The sequence below is a fragment of the Thermodesulfovibrio hydrogeniphilus genome (assembly GCF_054657355.1).
In genome coordinates, this window is sequence record NZ_BAAHYW010000001.1 from 2007521 (window position 1) to 2022930 (window position 15410).

The window sequence follows — 15410 nt, forward strand, 5'->3', positions numbered from 1 at the left end:
TTACTCCTTCACAGAATATAAGTCATCAATGAATTTTTTTGTTATCTTGACTGCTTCTGGATGTCTCATTATTAAAAGTTCTGCTCCTGAAAGCAGAAAAGAACAAGCTGTTACTGCCTCCCACATTACTGCCCTTTCATAAAGACTTCCCCATTGTGGAGCATCTTCCTCAGATGCTTGTGCTTCTTTTGTTTTCCATACATAAAATCCAACATCTGCAACCATTGGACTGCAAAGCATTGTATCTCCTTGAATGAGTCCAGCAATTCTTATTCTCTCCATTACAGAGTATGTGTATTCAAATCCGTATCCTAAAGCTGAACACATTGGGTCTATTATTAATTTTTCATGGGGAAATCCCATTTGATTAATGAGAATATTTAGCTGTTTTGCAAGATTAACATCAAGTTCAGACATTGCAATAAGGCTGTGTCCACCAGCAATTGCAGATGCAGTAACTGTTTTGTAGTTTGCCTCCTGAGCTTTTCCAATTATGCAATTGAAACCTTTTGCTGCATCTGAAACTACTGGAAGAACTTCAGAGTCCTTCTCTGTATGATTGCTTCCAAGAATAATGAGTGGAAGCTCTACCTCAGAGAGTAATTTTTTTACTTTATCTGCTGCCTCTTCAGGTTTTGAATCTTTTGTGTCTGGATGAGTGCTCATAAGCCTTAGGGCAATTGCCTCTGCACCAAAGGATTCACAAAGTTTTGCCCACCTTACAACATCATCCCAAACTGAGGAGTAAACTTTTTCAAGCTCTGCTGGATAGTCCTCTGGAGGGTAGTCTTGAATTTCAAATGCTATTAAAGGTTTATTCGGAAAATCTCCTTCAAAAAAATGAAATGGAAGAGCATTTTCTCCACCAAATTTTGCAATTTTTTTTGAACCAAATACTATTTCAGGAATTTTCCCTGTATATTTTTCCTTTGGTATTGTAAAGTTCATACTGCACCTCAGATTTCAAGGTATGAATGGGCATAAAGGGTTTTGCCCATTAAAACTTCTATTGTTTTAATTGTCTCTATAACTTCAGCTGGATTTACAATTGCTGCTGAAAGTCCTTCATACATAAGAAGCGTAAGAAAATGTCTGTTTAAAATTGGACGAAGGTGTTTTGGGCATCCATTTGAAAGATTGCTCAATCCCACAATAGTTTTCATTGGAGGATCATTAAGTTGCTGAAAAAGCTTTATTGCCTTAAGCACCTCCATTACCTGATTTTGAGATGTTGAAATCTGCAAAACCAAAGGATCAAGATAAATATCTTCAAAGGAAATGCCATACTCCGCAGCCTTTTCAAGAAGCTGTGCTGCAATGTCAACTCTTTCCTCTGCATCTCTTGGGATTCCGCCTTTTCCAACTGTAAGTGCAATTATTGGAACATTGTATTTTGCCGCAAGCTCAAACATTACAAATCTTTCAGGATCAAAAGATGCAGAATTTATAAGAGGTTTTCCCCATTCATTGTTATGTACTTTAAGTCCTGCCTCCATTGCAACAGGATTTGTAGTGTCAAGGGATACAGGAAGTGGCACTGCCTCTTGAATTGTTCTTACCATCCACTCCATAATTTCTGCTCCAGAGTCCTCTGCTGGTCCAATGTTTGCCTCTATCATATGAGCACCTGCTTTCCACTGCTCAATTGCAATTCTTTGAATTGGTTCTTTATCCCTTTTTTGTATTGCCTCACGCACAGTTTTTGAAATTATACTTAATCTTTCACCAATGATTAACATTCTTCCTCCTCATTTTTAACTTTAACATTAAATTGAGCGATTTTTATAAAACCTTTGTTAAGTTGTCATTGCGAGTAGTTCGAAAAACTAAGAAGCAAACTTAAAGACGAGATCGCTTCGCTACTCTCGCAATGACACTTACTAATCGCACAATCTAACTTTAAATTAAAATTTTACCACACTAATTTACAAATCCTCAAAAACTTTTTGAATTTTTTAGTCATTGCGAACCCTTTTCTTGTGAGTGGAAAAGATTTTCTTTTTCGTCATTGCGAGGGTGCGTCAGTACCCAAAGGAATCTCGTTTTTTCATGCGCAACACTGTCAATGCGAGCCCCCCTGTTGCGAGCGATAGCGTGGCAATCTGGGGCGGAGCAGTCTCTAATTAGTGACTGGTAATTGGTGGATGGTGATTTGTGAATGGAATCTTTTTCACTATAATTGCGATTCCAAGCAAAGCGAGACAATTTTTCTTTTCTTTTTCAACAAGGCATGGGATTGCTTCGCATCCTTCGGATTCTCGCAATGACCACCTTTTTCAGTCATTGCGAGGAGCGAAGCGACAAAGCAATCTCCCCGTCATAGTGCCATAGAGCGACAGTGCTACAGAGCTACAGCGTGGCAATTTCAGAGATTGCTTCGGCATCCTTACGGATGCCTCGCAATGACGGTGAAGTGTGTCACTGCGAGCCACTCAATGTGGCGAAGCAGTCTCTAAGTATTCGTAAAATGTGAGACGTGAGACGTAAAAGGTAAAAGACGAGATTGCCACGCCTCACCTTCGGTGAGGCTCGCAATGACGGATAAAATTTTCGCAATGACGGAAAAAAATGACAAAAAGGTTTCTCGGCGAGGTTGCGTTACTTATGCTAATTTCAGATAGCCTTCAATAAGAATGTCGTTGCCGATTCGTTTGAGGCTGATGTTTTGGAGTTCAAAGGCTTCGGAAATTTTTTTGTATAATTTTCCACCAACTGAAGGATAAGAATGGAGTCCTCCTATGATTTTGGGAGCAATGAAAACCATGACTTTGTCTACCACTCCGCTCCATAGGGCATAGGAGTTTAAAGATGAGCCTCCCTCAATTAGAACAGATGTTATTTCTCTTTTGCCTAACTCCTGCATAAGCCACTTGAGGTCTACTTTCTCAGTGGAAAAATATAAAATTTCAACGCCCTTTTCTTGAAGCTTCTTTGATTTTGTATTGTTTTTCATGCTTTCATGCACAACAGCAATGGTTTTGGGAGGGAGAGTGTAAACATTGTAATCCAATGGAACTTTAAGCTCCGGGTCAATGATTACTCTTGTTGGATTTTTGCCATTCTTTATTCTCGCAGTAAAACGGGGATTGTCTTTAAGCACTGTGCCGTAGGCTGAAAGTAATGCATCAACCCTTGACCTGAGCTGATGCACAAGATGCCTTGATTTTTCAGATGTTATCCACTTTGACTCGCCCTCTGGAGTGGCTATTTTTCCGTCAAGAGTCATTGCTATTTTGAGAATTACAAAGGGTGTTTTAGTGGTTATGTATTTTATGTAAAACTCATTGAGCTTTCTTGCTTCGTTTTCAAATATGCCTTCTGTTACCTCAATTCCGTGAGAACGAAGTATATCAATTCCTCGTCCAGAGACCTTTGGATTAGGGTCTCTCATTGCGATTACAACTCTTGAAATTCCCGCTTTTATTATTGCATCAGTGCATGGAGGTGTCCTTTTTCCTGTGTGACAGCATGGCTCAAGGGTGACATAAAGAGTTGCACCTGATAGAGACTCCTGAGCTTTGATTATTGCCTCTGCCTCTGCATGGGGCAAGCCTGCTTTTTTGTGATATCCCTCTGAGATGATTCTTCCGTCTTTTACTATGACCGCACCTACCATTGGATTGGGAGATGTTTTCCAATTGGCTCTTTTGGCAAGCGATAGAGCCCTTTTCATGAAAAACTCGTCAATCTCCATTGGCTCTTTCATGGGCATTAAAGGGGCAATATCTTTACTTTTTTGCCATTTTTAATGCCATAGACTGTGGGTTCAAAAAAGATGAAATCCTGATGGAAGGATGTCCTTACTTTTCCACCAAAGGATGAGTTGTCACCCAAAGCTATGTGAATTGTGCCTAAAATTTTCTCTGACTCAAGAATATTGTCTGGATGCGTTGCTTTATCGTTAACACCAATTCCAAGCTCTGCAATGTTTCTGTTTTCATGCCTTTCATTGAGCTTACTTTCAAGCTCCTCTTTGTAAGGCTCTGTTCCTTCAACTGAGACAACCATGCCTTTTTCAACTTTCAAAATCAAATGTGAGTCAAGCTTTCGCGTAGGAGCCCATTCTATAACGAGAATTCCTTCTGCAGTACCTTCTAATGGTGCAAGAAAAACTTCTCCAGCTGGAAGATTTCCGAATGCTCCTTTGCGGGATAAAATTCCTGAGTCAATGTGAACCTTTCTTCTGCCTTTGAAAAGCTTTATTTTTGTGCCATTTGGCGATTCTATTTGTATCTCGTCAACCTCATCAATAATGCCCTTCAGCTCCAAAGCTCTGCGATGCACTGCCTTCCAGTCAGCATTCATTGCGCCATCAAGCATAGCTATATCAAAAAGAGGCATGCTTGCGTATCTTGTGCCACAGCATTTTGTTAAGAGGTCTCTAAAATTTGTGTGGCTTGTTGAGAAATTGGAAAGCGCTACAACAGCATTTACAGCAGAGGCTTTATGGGCTTTGATAACATCTTTTATCATATTTAGCTCTTTTTTGCCTATCTCCTTTGCAAGAAGTTTTTCCCATAATCCTGTTTGCTTGATTTCCTCTAGCGCCTCATTACCAAATGCAAGTTTCCAGAGTTCTTCAGGAGGTTCAATTCCGTGTGAGCCAAGCGAGGGGTATTCAAAATACAGGATATCTTTGCAAAATCCTTTGCCAATTTTTTGCAAAGTCAATGCAACATATCGCAGTGACTCTCTTCTGCTTTTTTCTTTGGGAGAAAGGGCTTCATCGTCTCTGATTAAATCAGTGAATATAAGCACTTTTTCATGGGGCTTGGTTTTCAGGTTTATTTTAAAGATATTTTCAAGGGCTTTAAGATTCATTCAAAAAGCTCCAGCTGGGAAAGTTTTTTCAATTTAAACTCTATTGGATATTTGCATGTAAAACAAGCCATGCAGTATAGGTCAGAATTTGGAATAATCCTTTTTAGACCTTCCAAGCTCAAATAACCCAGCGTGTCTGCTGTAGTGTATTTTCTGATTTCTTCTATTTTATGGGAAGATGCAATTAGTTCCTGCCTTGTTGGAGTATCTATGCCATAGAAGCAAGGACCAATTGTAGGAGGAGAGCTGATTCTCATGTGGACTTCCTTTGCACCACCAAGCTCTCTTATCATTTTTACAATTTTCTTGGAAGTTGTTCCTCTGACAATTGAATCATCAATTACCACGACTTTTTTGCCCCTTAAAACTTCCCTCACTGGATTTAGCTTGATTTTTACGCCAAAGTGCCTGATACTTTGCTTTGGCTCTATGAATGTTCTGCCGATGTAATGATTTCTTATTAATCCAAAATCAAAGGGTATTCCGCTTTGTTCAGAATATCCTATTGCTGCTGGCACTCCTGAGTCGGGCACAGGAATTACTATATCTGCATCCACCTGATGTTCCCTTGCAAGCTGTCTGCCAAGTTCTTTTCTGATAGTATTTACGCATATATTATCAAAAATATAACTGTCAGGTCTTGAAAAGTATATGAACTCAAAAACACAGTGAGCCCTTTTTGTTGAGTTAAAGATTTTTATTGACTCCAAACCATTTTCATTAATTATAAGCATCTCTCCGGGATTAACATCCCTTATGTATGTTGCACCAATCAAATCAAAGGCACATGTTTCAGAGGCTACTACATAGGCATCCTGTAGCTGTCCTAAACATAGGGGTCTTATACCGTAAGGGTCTCTTATAGCAATTAAGTCCTTTTCAGTCAAAAGCAATAGGGAGAAAGCACCTGATACCTGCCTTACAGCATTTGCAATTCTTTCATAGACAGAGCCATTTTTTGCCCTTGCAATCAGATGAAGAATTATTTCACTGTCAGATGTACTTTGAAATATTGCACCATCCCTTTCAAGTCTGTTCCTCATCTCATCAATATCAATAAGATTACCATTGTGGGCTATTGCAATACTTCCTAAACTATACGAGGCAACCAATGGTTGAACATTCTCTAAAGTGCTTGAGCCTGTCGTTGAGTATCTATTGTGTCCAATGGCAATGTGTCCAGGGAGGTTCTTAAGCACCTTCTCATTGAAAATTTCAGCCACAAGTCCTAATGACTTTTCAAGATAAAGCTTACTGCCGTCAGATGAGCAAATACCAGCACCTTCTTGTCCCCTGTGCTGAAGGGCATAAAGTCCAAGATAAGTTAAATTGGCTGCTTCAGGATGTCCATAAATCCCGAAGATACCGCACTCTTCATGAATATCATGAAAATAACTCTGCTCGCTCATTTTCTATTAAACTCTTTATTTTAACATAGTTAAGCGAAAAAAGTAATTTTCATTGTGACTAAAGTAGATAGGCATGAGTTATGGCAAGCCTGTCCGTGTATTTTTTCCGTAACCGCGAAGTAAGCCAGAGTAGAAAAAAGCGAGATTGCTTCGGGCACTGCGTGCCCTCGCAATGACTAAAAAAGACACCTTCGCAATGACAGAAGAATAATAGCCTCGCAATGATCAGGAAGAAAAGCACTACAATGAAGAAAAGGAACAAATTGCACTGACGAGGTAAAAAGATGCCTCCGATGTCACAGAAAAAACGCAAAATTCAGCCTAAAATACGCAAATTATGAATATTTTCCCTTTTATCTCTCTGAATTATGAGAAGATGCATCAATGCTCTCCCTCAAGATTTTAGCCTTTTGAATGAAACCTGCTATTTTTTCTTCCGAATTATCTTCAAGCATTTTTTTTGCTGTATGGAGATTATCTATAAAAACATCAAGCATTTTTATAATGTTTGTCCTATTCATGCAAAAAATGTCTTTCCATATTTCTGGACTACTCTTTGCTATTCTTGTTGTATCCTTAAATCCACTTCCAGCATATTTAAGAAATGTGCTGTCTACTTCAGCAACTGTGTTTACAAGGGAGAAGGCTAAAAGATGGGGCATATGACTTACAAGGGCATATATTTTGTCATGTTCATCAGCAGGCATAATCTCAACGACAGCTCCAACTCTTTCCCACATTTTCTTAATCTTCTTCAATGAGGGATTATGCGTCTTCTCTGTAGGCGTAATGACAACCCTTGCACCTTCATATAAATCTGCCTTAGCATGTTCAAAGCCTGTTTTGTCTGAGCCTGCAATTGGATGAGTTCCAATATAATAAGCTTTGTCACCAATAATTTCTTCAAGGTTATTTACCACTTGAGCCTTTACACTGCCTACATCAATAACTATCGTATCCTGTTTCAAAAATTTACAAATCTCTCTTGCAATCTCCTCAAATGTTCCAATTGGCGTAGCAAGAACCACGAGGTCTGCATCAGCAGCTTCTTCTAAGGACAAAGTGAAATGATCAACTATACCGAGGGATTTTGCTTCTCTCAGTCTTTTTTCACTTCTTCCATAACCAATTATATTGGGAGAGCCCCCCTTTTCTTTAATAGCAAGTGCAAGTGATGCACCAATCAGTCCAACGCCAATAATTGAAACTTTATTAAATAACACTTTTCCAACCACTAACTAATATCCACTGCTCACCAAGCTTAAAATTCCCTTCCAACTGCCTTTGCAACAGCAGCAACCCTTTGCATCATTTCGTTAAACATCTGAGGAGTAAGAGATTGTTCTCCATCTGATAAAGCCTCTTCCGGATTTGTATGGACTTCAATCAATAACATATCTGCACCTGCAGCAACTGCTGCTAATGCCATAGGAATTACCAAATCTCTCTTGCCAACTCCATGACTTGGATCAACTGCTACAGGAAGATGACTTAAAGACTTTAAAAGAGGAACAGCACTAAGGTCAAGGGTGTTTCTTGTGCTTGTCTCAAAGGTTCTTATGCCCCTTTCACAAAGAATTACATTTTCATTTCCCCTTGAAAGAATATATTCAGCAGCCATTAAAAGCTCTTTGATTGTAGCAGACATTCCTCTTTTAAGAAGCACGGGCTTGTCAACTGAGCCCACTTCCATGAGAAGTTTGAAATTCTGCATGTTTCTTGTTCCTATCTGAAGAATATCAACATAATCAAGCATCACATCAATGTCTCTTGGGTCCATTATTTCGCTTATGACAGGTAGTCCTGTTCGTTCTTTAGCATCTTTCAGATATTTAAGACCTTCAACTCCCAGCCCCTGAAAAGAATATGGAGATGTGCGTGGCTTAAAAGCTCCTCCCCGTAAAAAGGTAGCACCTGCAGCCTTTATCTTTTCAGCTATGTCAAGAAGAGTAATCCTGTTTTCAACTGCACAGGGACCAGCAGCAACATGAACTTTTTTGCCACCTATTTCAAGATCATCAACCTTAATTATGGTGTTTGATTTCTTGAAATCTCTGCTTGCAAGCTTATAGGGTTTCAAAATTCTTACAATCTCTTCTACCGCAGGAATTGCTCTTATAGCATTCTCTTCATCCTCTGTTACCTTTGAAGTATCTCCTATAACTCCAATGATGGTTCTCTCTGTTCCCCTTGAGATATGAGGTTTTAGCCCCTTTGCTTCAAGCTTTTTGACAATTCTCTCAATTTGCTCGTCTGTTGCATCTGGCTTTAATACAATAATATCCATGATTTCCCTCCTATATTTTTAGAAATTTTTTAAATCCCTTAATGAATGCCTCGTTTTCTTCTGGCAAACCAATAGTAACCCTTATCTCATTTGGTCCAACAGGTCTAATAATTACTCCTTCCCTTAGCAGAAACTCAAATACCTCCTTTGATGATATATTACTGGGAAGAATTATATAGATAAAGTTCGTCTCTGTGGGAAGATACTTGATTTGCTGAATGCTGTCAAGCTCTTTGTAAAGATATTTTTTTCCTGATTCATTAATCTCCAGCACTTTTTTCAGATGCTCCTCATCCCTAAGCGCTGTCTCTGCTGCAATCTGAGCGATTGTGTTTGTATTGAATGGTTCTCTGATTCTATTCATGTCTTTTATAATTTCTTTGTTTGCTATTCCATAGCCAATTCTTAAACTCGCCAAGCCATAGGCTTTAGAAAATGTTCTGAGAATCAAAATATCCCTGCCATCAAGGAAATATTTAATTGTGTCAGGATAATCAGAAGAGCTTACATATTCATAGTATGCCTCGTCCACAATAACAAGAATGTTGTCTGGAAGCTTTTGCATGAATTTTTTAAACTCATCCTTGTAGTTCATTGTTCCTGTTGGATTGTTAGGATTGGCGATGAATATAATTTTTGTGCGCTCGGTGATTTGTTCAAGCATTGCCTCAAGGTCATGCCTCCAGTCCTTAAGCGGAACTTCCTTAGCAACTCCTCCTTGCGCTGTTACTGCCATTGCATAAACGATAAATGAAGGCTTAGCCATAATAGCCTCATCCCCCGGTCCTAAATAAGTCTTCACTGCAATATCAAGCAATTCATTGGAACCATTGCCAAGAATAATCTCGTCGTGTGTGAGTTTTACTCCTTTTTTACTAAAAATTTCACAAAGGGCGTTTTTCAGATAGTATCCTGAACCTTCAGGATATCTGGCAAGTTCTTCAGGATTTGAGAGAAACTCCTTTATAGCCTCTATAACCTTTGGAGATGGACCTAATGGATTTTCATTAGATGCAAGCTTGTAACATTTTTTAATTCCAAGTTCCCTTTCTACTTCCTTAATCGGTTTTCCCGGGACATAGGGTTGAATTTTCTCTACATATGGTAGTGGTTTAATCATACACTCCTCCTTTATTCGTAAATAGGATAAGACCCCAAATGGACAAGCTCTATGCAGTACTTATTTATTTTTGAGAGAGTTTCCTGCACTTTATCATCATCTATATGACCAATAAAATCAACAAAAAATATGTATTCCCACTTTCTCATCTTCGCAGGTCTTGATTCTATCTTTGTGAGATTAATATTCGCATCCTTAAAAGGTTTCAAGGCATTGTAAAGGGCTCCGGGCCTGTCTTGTAAGGAAAACATTATGGAAGTCTTATCTGAGCCAGTCTTTTGAGGAAAACTTTTACTGAGTATAAAAAACCTCGTAAAGTTATTTTTGTAATCTTCAATATGCTTTGCAACAAATTTAAGCCCATATAGTGTTGCAGCAAACTCACTTGCTATAGCAGCAACTTCCTCATCAAGGGATGCCTGCTTTGCTGCCTCTGCTGTGGATGCAACATCATAAAACGGAACATTGGGAAGGTTTTTGCTTAACCATTCTCTGCACTGAGCTCTTGCATGGGGATGGGAGTAGATTTTTTTTATTTTTTCCTTGTCACCAGTAATGGAAAGCAGATGATGGGATATTGGAATAATGATTTCACCAGAGATTTTCACCTCATATTGCATAAACATATCAAGGGTAAGGGTCACAGTACCTTCATTTGAGTTTTCTATTGGAACAATTCCAAATTTGCTCGTTCCTTTTTCAACACTCTCAAAAATGCTCTTTATTGTATCAAGTGGTTCAAACTGTGCAAAACTTCCGAAATATTTAATTGCTGCAAGATGGGTAAAAGTGCCCTCAGGTCCTAAATATGAGATTTTTTGAGATTCTTGTAATGACAAAGTAGCTGATAGAATTTCTCTGAAAAGGTGTTTTATTGTTTCATCAGAAAACGGACCTTTATTCTGAGTTATAAGATTGTTTATCAGTTTTTTTTCTCTGACAGGGTCAAAGAATTGAAGGCCTTTTTGTCTTTTTATTTCACCAATTTTAAGTGCGATATTTGCCCTTTTGTTGAGAAGCTTAAGAATCTGTTTATCAATTTTGTCTATTTCTTCCCGTAAACTATCTAATACCCCATCTTCCATTTTTTATTTTAGCATATTTATGCTAAAATTTAAGTTATGGAAACTTTCAAAAAAGAAATGATGGATAGAGTTCTTAACTGGATTGCATCTCATGATGATGAGCCTCCGTATCTTTTGATTGATAGAGAGGTTTTAAGAAAAAAAATATCAGTTATTGGAAAGGGAATAACAAATTCAAGAGTTTTTTATGCTGTAAAGGCAAATCCTGCAATTGAAGTTTTAAGATTTTTAAACGATTTCAACATAGGGTTTGAGATCGCATCAGAGGGAGAGCTTGCAATTCTAAAAGAACTTGATGTTTCTCCAGACAGAATAATTACAAGCAATCCTATAAAAACATTTAAATTTCTAAAAGAAGCAGTTGAATACGGTGTTGACTATTATGCCTTTGACTCGTATGAAGAAGTTAACAAACTCGCAAAGTACGCTCCCGGAAAAAAAGTTTACATAAGGCTCACTGTTCCCAACGAAGGCAGTGAATGGCCCCTGAGCAAAAAATTTGGAGTAGAGTTGGAAGAAGCTGTATCGCTTCTAATTTATGCGAAAAAAAATGGTCTTCAGCCTATTGGAATAACATTTCATGTTGGTTCACAGTGTAGCAACATATACAACTGGCATACAGCAATAGTTAAAGCTCGTCAGGTCAAAGACTTAGTTGAAAAAGAAGGCATAGAAATAAAAATGTTAAACATTGGTGGAGGATATCCGATAGAGTATCTGAAAAAAGTTCCTGATATAGAAACGATTGAAATGAAAATAAATACCTTTCTTCAAGAATACTTTCCTGAAACTGAGATATTTATTGAACCAGGAAGAGCAGTAATTGGTGATGCAGGAGTTTTTGTCTCAAAAATCATTGGGAAAGCAAAAAGGACCGATGAAAATTGGCTTTATATTGATGTGGGCGTTTTTAATGGACTTATGGAAAGCATAGGAGGAATTAAGTATAAATATATTGTTGGAAGCAGAGGAGATGAAAAGGAATGGACTATTGCAGGTCCAAGCTGTGACAGCTTTGATGTCATTGACAAAGGCGTAATGCTGCCTGAGCCAGATGTGGGAAGTTTGATATTGATTTTATCCGCAGGAGCATACACCATCTCCTATGCATCCGAGTTTAACGGATTTTCTATACCGAAAACATTTTTAATTTAGGAGGAAAGCAATGATAAGATTTTTTGAAAAAGACCCTTATGCACCAATTCAATATGTTTACGAGGTTGAAAAAATACTTTACAAAGGAAAAAGCCCTTATCAGGAAATAATGGTGCTGGAAAATCCCTATTTCGGAAGAATCCTTGTTTTGGACAATGTAGTACAGCTTACTGAAAAGGATGAATTTATATATCATGAGATGCTTACACATGTGGTAATGCATTCCCATCCTGAAGCAAAAACCGTTGTTGTAATTGGTGGAGGAGATGGTGGAGCAGTAAGAGAAGTACTGAAACATGAAAGTGTGCAGAAAGTTTACTTTGTTGAAATAGATGAGGAAGTAATCAATGTCTCAAAAAAGTTTTTCCCTACTGTATCAAGTGCCATTGATGATCCAAGAGTTGAGATAAAATGCATGGATGGAGCAGAGTTTATAAAAAAGATGGAGAATTCAATTGATGTCATCATTGTAGACTCCACTGATATAATAGGTTTTGCAAAAAGCCTTTTCACTGTTGAATTCTTCAAATCAGTAAGAAATGCCCTTACAGAAAATGGAATGTTTGTAAGTCTATCAGAATCACTTATTTTCCATAAAGAGCTTGTATATGAAGTTCAAAATTCCATGAAACTAATCTTCCCAATAGTTGATTTATACACAGCAAACATCGCAACATATGCAGGAAACTGGTGGACATTTTCAGTTGGCTCAAAATCCCTTGACCCAAGAGAAATAAGAAAGCCGGTCAAAGTTAAAACCAAGCTTTACACTGAAGGTTTACATAAAACCTGCTTTTTACCAAGAGATATTTATGATAAGCTTTTGAAAAAAGAACTTGAATGGTAAGCTGAAATAACAAATACAGACCTAAATTTAACGATTTTTTATAGACCTCCTGTTAATACGTCATGGCAACCCTGCCATTTATTATTATCCGTCATCACGAGGCTTGTAGAGCAAGCCGAAGTGATCTCCTTTTTGCAGGGGAAAAAGGCGAGATTGCCTCGCTTCGTTCGCAATGACGATGAGTGGAAGCCCTCGTAATGAAGCTCCTTTTTGTCATCACAAGACTTGCAAAGCAAGCTGAAAGTATCTCTCTTTACAGTGTAGAGTTCTCATTTATTTTGGGAATTACTTAAAAATTTGCTAAAATATAGCATGTCTCTTAAAATAGCCTTACCCTTGTTTGAAGGACCGCTGGATTTACTTCTGCATTTAATTAAACAAAACAAAATTGATATTTACGATATCCCGATTGCTTTGATAACTAAGCAATACTTAGAGTATCTTGAACTTATGAAAGAGCTTGACATTGAAATTGCCTCTGAATTTCTTGTTATGGCTGCAACTTTGATTTACATCAAATCTAAAATGTTACTGCCAAAGGAGGAAAATGAACAGGAAGAGGAGGATCCTCGGCAGGAACTTGTTGAGCAGTTAGTTGAATACGAAAAAATTAAAAATTGCACCACTTACTTCAAGGAAAGATACAAGATATGGTCAAATGCCTTTTCAAGAAAAACTGAAAAAGAGGATGAAGAAGTTCTGCTCACTGAACTTAACATTTTTGACCTTTTAACAGCTCTCAAAAGATTGCTTGACAGACCTGAACCAAAAATCTACATTCCTCAGGACACTGTGAAAGTAGAGGACAAGATAAATTATATCCTTGATTTTTTAAACAACAAAAAATCAGCTAACTTCTACGAACTGTTTGGAGAGTATAATAAAAAAACTAAAATAGAGATTATAGTTACATTCCTTGCCTTGCTTGAACTCTTAAGGCTCAAATTAGTCAAAGCCTATCAGGAGCAAACATTTGGAGAAATTTATATAAAGCTGGAGGAAGGAAATGGTAGTGGCAATTATTTCTGATACCCATGACCACATGGATAACATAAGAAAAATTTTGAATATTTTAAGAGAAAGAAATGTTAAGGCTATAATTCATGCAGGTGACTTTGTAGCTCCATTTACTTGGAGACTTTTTAAGGATTTTGAAGGAGATTTTTACGGAGTTTTTGGAAACAATGACGGTGAGGTTCTTTTGCTTAAGAAAATGTATGGAGACAGAATTCAGAAAGGAATTAGAACTTTTGAAATAGCAGGTAAAAAGTTTGCACTTATGCATGAACCACAATTACTTGAAGAGCTTGCCCTGTCAGGAAAGTTTGATGTGATTGTTTATGGACATATGCATGAGGTTGACATTAGAAAAATTGGAAATACTTTAATCCTTAATCCTGGTGAGGCATGTGGTTGGCTTTATGGAAAAGCTACATTTATGTTACTTGATCTTGAAACAATGACTCCAGAGGTGATAGAAATTTCATAGTTCCCAGAATCTGTAATATTTTGAATAAAGAAGACAGTCAATTCTTTTTAATCCATACTTAAGTGCAATATTTATTGCATCATTGAATTCTTTGTTTGTTATTCTTCTGTTAAGCTCAGGATAATCATCTGCATGCCAGCATGGTCTGTACTGGTCCATTATGTTTATGTAAGTGTTTTTTGAGATTTCCTCAGCAATGAATTTTACAACTTCTTCAGTTCCAGCAATATTATTTGGAAGCACAAGATGCCTTATAAGTATGCCTCTAAGTGCAATTCCTTCTTCGTTTATAATAAGATCTCCTACCTGCCTTTGCATTTCTTTAATTGCCTGTTTTGCATAAAATGCATAGTTTTTCACCTTTGAGTATTTTTCAGCAAGTTTGTCATCGGCATATTTAAAATCAGGCATATAAATGTCAACTATTCCATCAAGAATCTTGAGTGTCTCCAATGCCTCATATCCACCGCAGTTGTAAACAATTGGAACTCTAAGTCCATTTTCCCTTGCAATATAAATTGCTTTAATTATTTGAGGAACCTGATGAGTTGGAGTAACTAAATTTATGTTATGGCAACCAAGATTTTGTAGATAAATCATAACTGAAGCAAGCTCATCATAAGAGATTTCCTCTCCTTCTCCAAGATGGCTTATTGTCCAATTTTGACAATAAACACAACCTAAATTGCAAAATCCAAAAAATATTGTGCCAGAGCCATATCTTCCAACAAGAGGTCTTTCTTCTCCAAAATGGGGTCCCCAACTTGAGACAAAAGGCTTATCAAGAATTTTACAAAATCCCTTTTGTCCTTTTGTTCTGTCAACATTACAATTTCTTGGACAAAGAGTGCAGTTTTTGATTATTTCAAAGGCTTTTTCAATTTTTTCCTTGAACTCTTGCTCAGAAATCTTTAAATATGCAGATTCAAAAATCATTAAAATATACTATCATAAGAGTATACAATTCCTCAAAAATCCAAAAATAGCGATAGAAATCCAATAATTGGTATAACCATTTGAAAATTAAGTATTTTTTGCTGTCATTGCGAGCATCCGAAGCATGCGAAGCAATCTCATGCCTTGTTGAAAGAGAAAAGAGAAATTGTCTCGCTTTGCTTGGAATCGCAATTATAGTGAAAAAGATTCCATTCACTATTCACCATCCACCAATCACCAGTCACTAATTAGAGACTGCTT

15 protein-coding genes are annotated in these 15410 nt (G+C 37.4%); 4 read left to right on the forward strand and 11 right to left on the reverse strand.

The window, feature by feature from the left end; translation table 11 throughout:
- From ACYQ3P_RS10205 to pheA, 9 genes are all read right to left on the reverse strand, one after another.
- Positions 1–948 carry an acetyl-CoA decarbonylase/synthase complex subunit delta gene (locus tag ACYQ3P_RS10205; RefSeq protein WP_460177777.1) on the reverse strand — a complete coding sequence of 316 codons (948 nt, stop codon included), beginning with the start codon at positions 946–948 and terminating at the stop codon, positions 1–3.
- An 8-nt stretch (positions 949–956) separates the two neighbouring features.
- A complete protein-coding gene (locus tag ACYQ3P_RS10210; protein ID WP_460177778.1) occupies positions 957–1739 on the reverse strand; it encodes a dihydropteroate synthase in 783 nt (260 codons plus the stop codon).
- Positions 1740–2602: 863 nt separating this feature from the next.
- A complete protein-coding gene (gene ribD, locus ACYQ3P_RS10215) occupies positions 2603–3694 on the reverse strand; it encodes a bifunctional diaminohydroxyphosphoribosylaminopyrimidine deaminase/5-amino-6-(5-phosphoribosylamino)uracil reductase RibD (protein ID WP_460178077.1) in 1092 nt (363 codons plus the stop codon).
- 17 nt (positions 3695–3711) lie between these two features.
- Positions 3712–4821 (reverse strand): aminopeptidase, encoded by a 1110-nt coding sequence (locus ACYQ3P_RS10220; protein ID WP_460177779.1) that lies wholly within the window; start codon positions 4819–4821, stop codon positions 3712–3714.
- The gene (gene purF, locus ACYQ3P_RS10225) at positions 4818–6230 is read right to left on the reverse strand and encodes an amidophosphoribosyltransferase (protein WP_460177780.1); all 1413 of its coding nucleotides are present in this window, start codon (positions 6228–6230) and stop codon (positions 4818–4820) included. The genes ACYQ3P_RS10220 and purF overlap by 4 nt, the downstream gene beginning before the upstream one ends.
- A 353-nt stretch (positions 6231–6583) precedes the next feature.
- The gene (locus ACYQ3P_RS10230; protein ID WP_460177781.1) at positions 6584–7453 is read right to left on the reverse strand and encodes a prephenate dehydrogenase; all 870 of its coding nucleotides are present in this window, start codon (positions 7451–7453) and stop codon (positions 6584–6586) included.
- Positions 7454–7491: 38 nt separating this feature from the next.
- On the reverse strand, positions 7492–8517 hold the full coding sequence (gene aroF / locus ACYQ3P_RS10235; RefSeq protein ID WP_460177782.1) for a 3-deoxy-7-phosphoheptulonate synthase: 1026 nt from the start codon (positions 8515–8517) through the stop codon (positions 7492–7494).
- A 10-nt stretch (positions 8518–8527) separates the two neighbouring features.
- A complete protein-coding gene (hisC, locus tag ACYQ3P_RS10240) occupies positions 8528–9637 on the reverse strand; it encodes a histidinol-phosphate transaminase (protein ID WP_460177783.1) in 1110 nt (369 codons plus the stop codon).
- An 11-nt stretch (positions 9638–9648) separates the two neighbouring features.
- On the reverse strand, positions 9649–10722 hold the full coding sequence (gene pheA / locus ACYQ3P_RS10245) for a prephenate dehydratase (RefSeq protein ID WP_460177784.1): 1074 nt from the start codon (positions 10720–10722) through the stop codon (positions 9649–9651).
- 36 nt (positions 10723–10758) lie between these two features.
- On the opposite strand from pheA, the gene ACYQ3P_RS10250 reads away from it, so the two are divergent.
- From ACYQ3P_RS10250 to ACYQ3P_RS10265, 4 genes are all read left to right on the forward strand, one after another.
- The gene (locus tag ACYQ3P_RS10250; protein WP_460177785.1) at positions 10759–11877 is read left to right on the forward strand and encodes a type III PLP-dependent enzyme; all 1119 of its coding nucleotides are present in this window, start codon (positions 10759–10761) and stop codon (positions 11875–11877) included.
- A gap of 10 nt (positions 11878–11887) precedes the next feature.
- Complete coding sequence (speE, locus tag ACYQ3P_RS10255; protein WP_460177786.1) at positions 11888–12724, forward strand: polyamine aminopropyltransferase; 837 nt, start codon at positions 11888–11890, stop codon at positions 12722–12724.
- Positions 12725–13036: 312 nt separating this feature from the next.
- Entirely contained in the window at positions 13037–13753 is a 717-nt protein-coding gene (locus ACYQ3P_RS10260) for a segregation and condensation protein A (RefSeq protein ID WP_460177787.1), read from the forward strand.
- Positions 13731–14213: a metallophosphoesterase gene (locus ACYQ3P_RS10265; protein WP_460177788.1), complete on the forward strand. Its 483-nt coding sequence runs from the start codon at positions 13731–13733 to the stop codon at positions 14211–14213. Before ACYQ3P_RS10260 ends, ACYQ3P_RS10265 begins: the two co-directional genes overlap by 23 nt.
- On the opposite strand, the gene ACYQ3P_RS10270 is transcribed toward ACYQ3P_RS10265, so the two are convergent.
- Positions 14208–15149 (reverse strand): radical SAM protein, encoded by a 942-nt coding sequence (locus tag ACYQ3P_RS10270; protein ID WP_460177789.1) that lies wholly within the window; start codon positions 15147–15149, stop codon positions 14208–14210. The two genes, ACYQ3P_RS10265 and ACYQ3P_RS10270, sit on opposite strands and share 6 nt — an antisense overlap.
- On the reverse strand, positions 15139–15366 hold the full coding sequence (locus tag ACYQ3P_RS10275; RefSeq protein ID WP_460177790.1) for a hypothetical protein: 228 nt from the start codon (positions 15364–15366) through the stop codon (positions 15139–15141). Before ACYQ3P_RS10275 ends, ACYQ3P_RS10270 begins: the two co-directional genes overlap by 11 nt.
- Between the last annotated feature and the right edge of the window lie 44 nt (positions 15367–15410).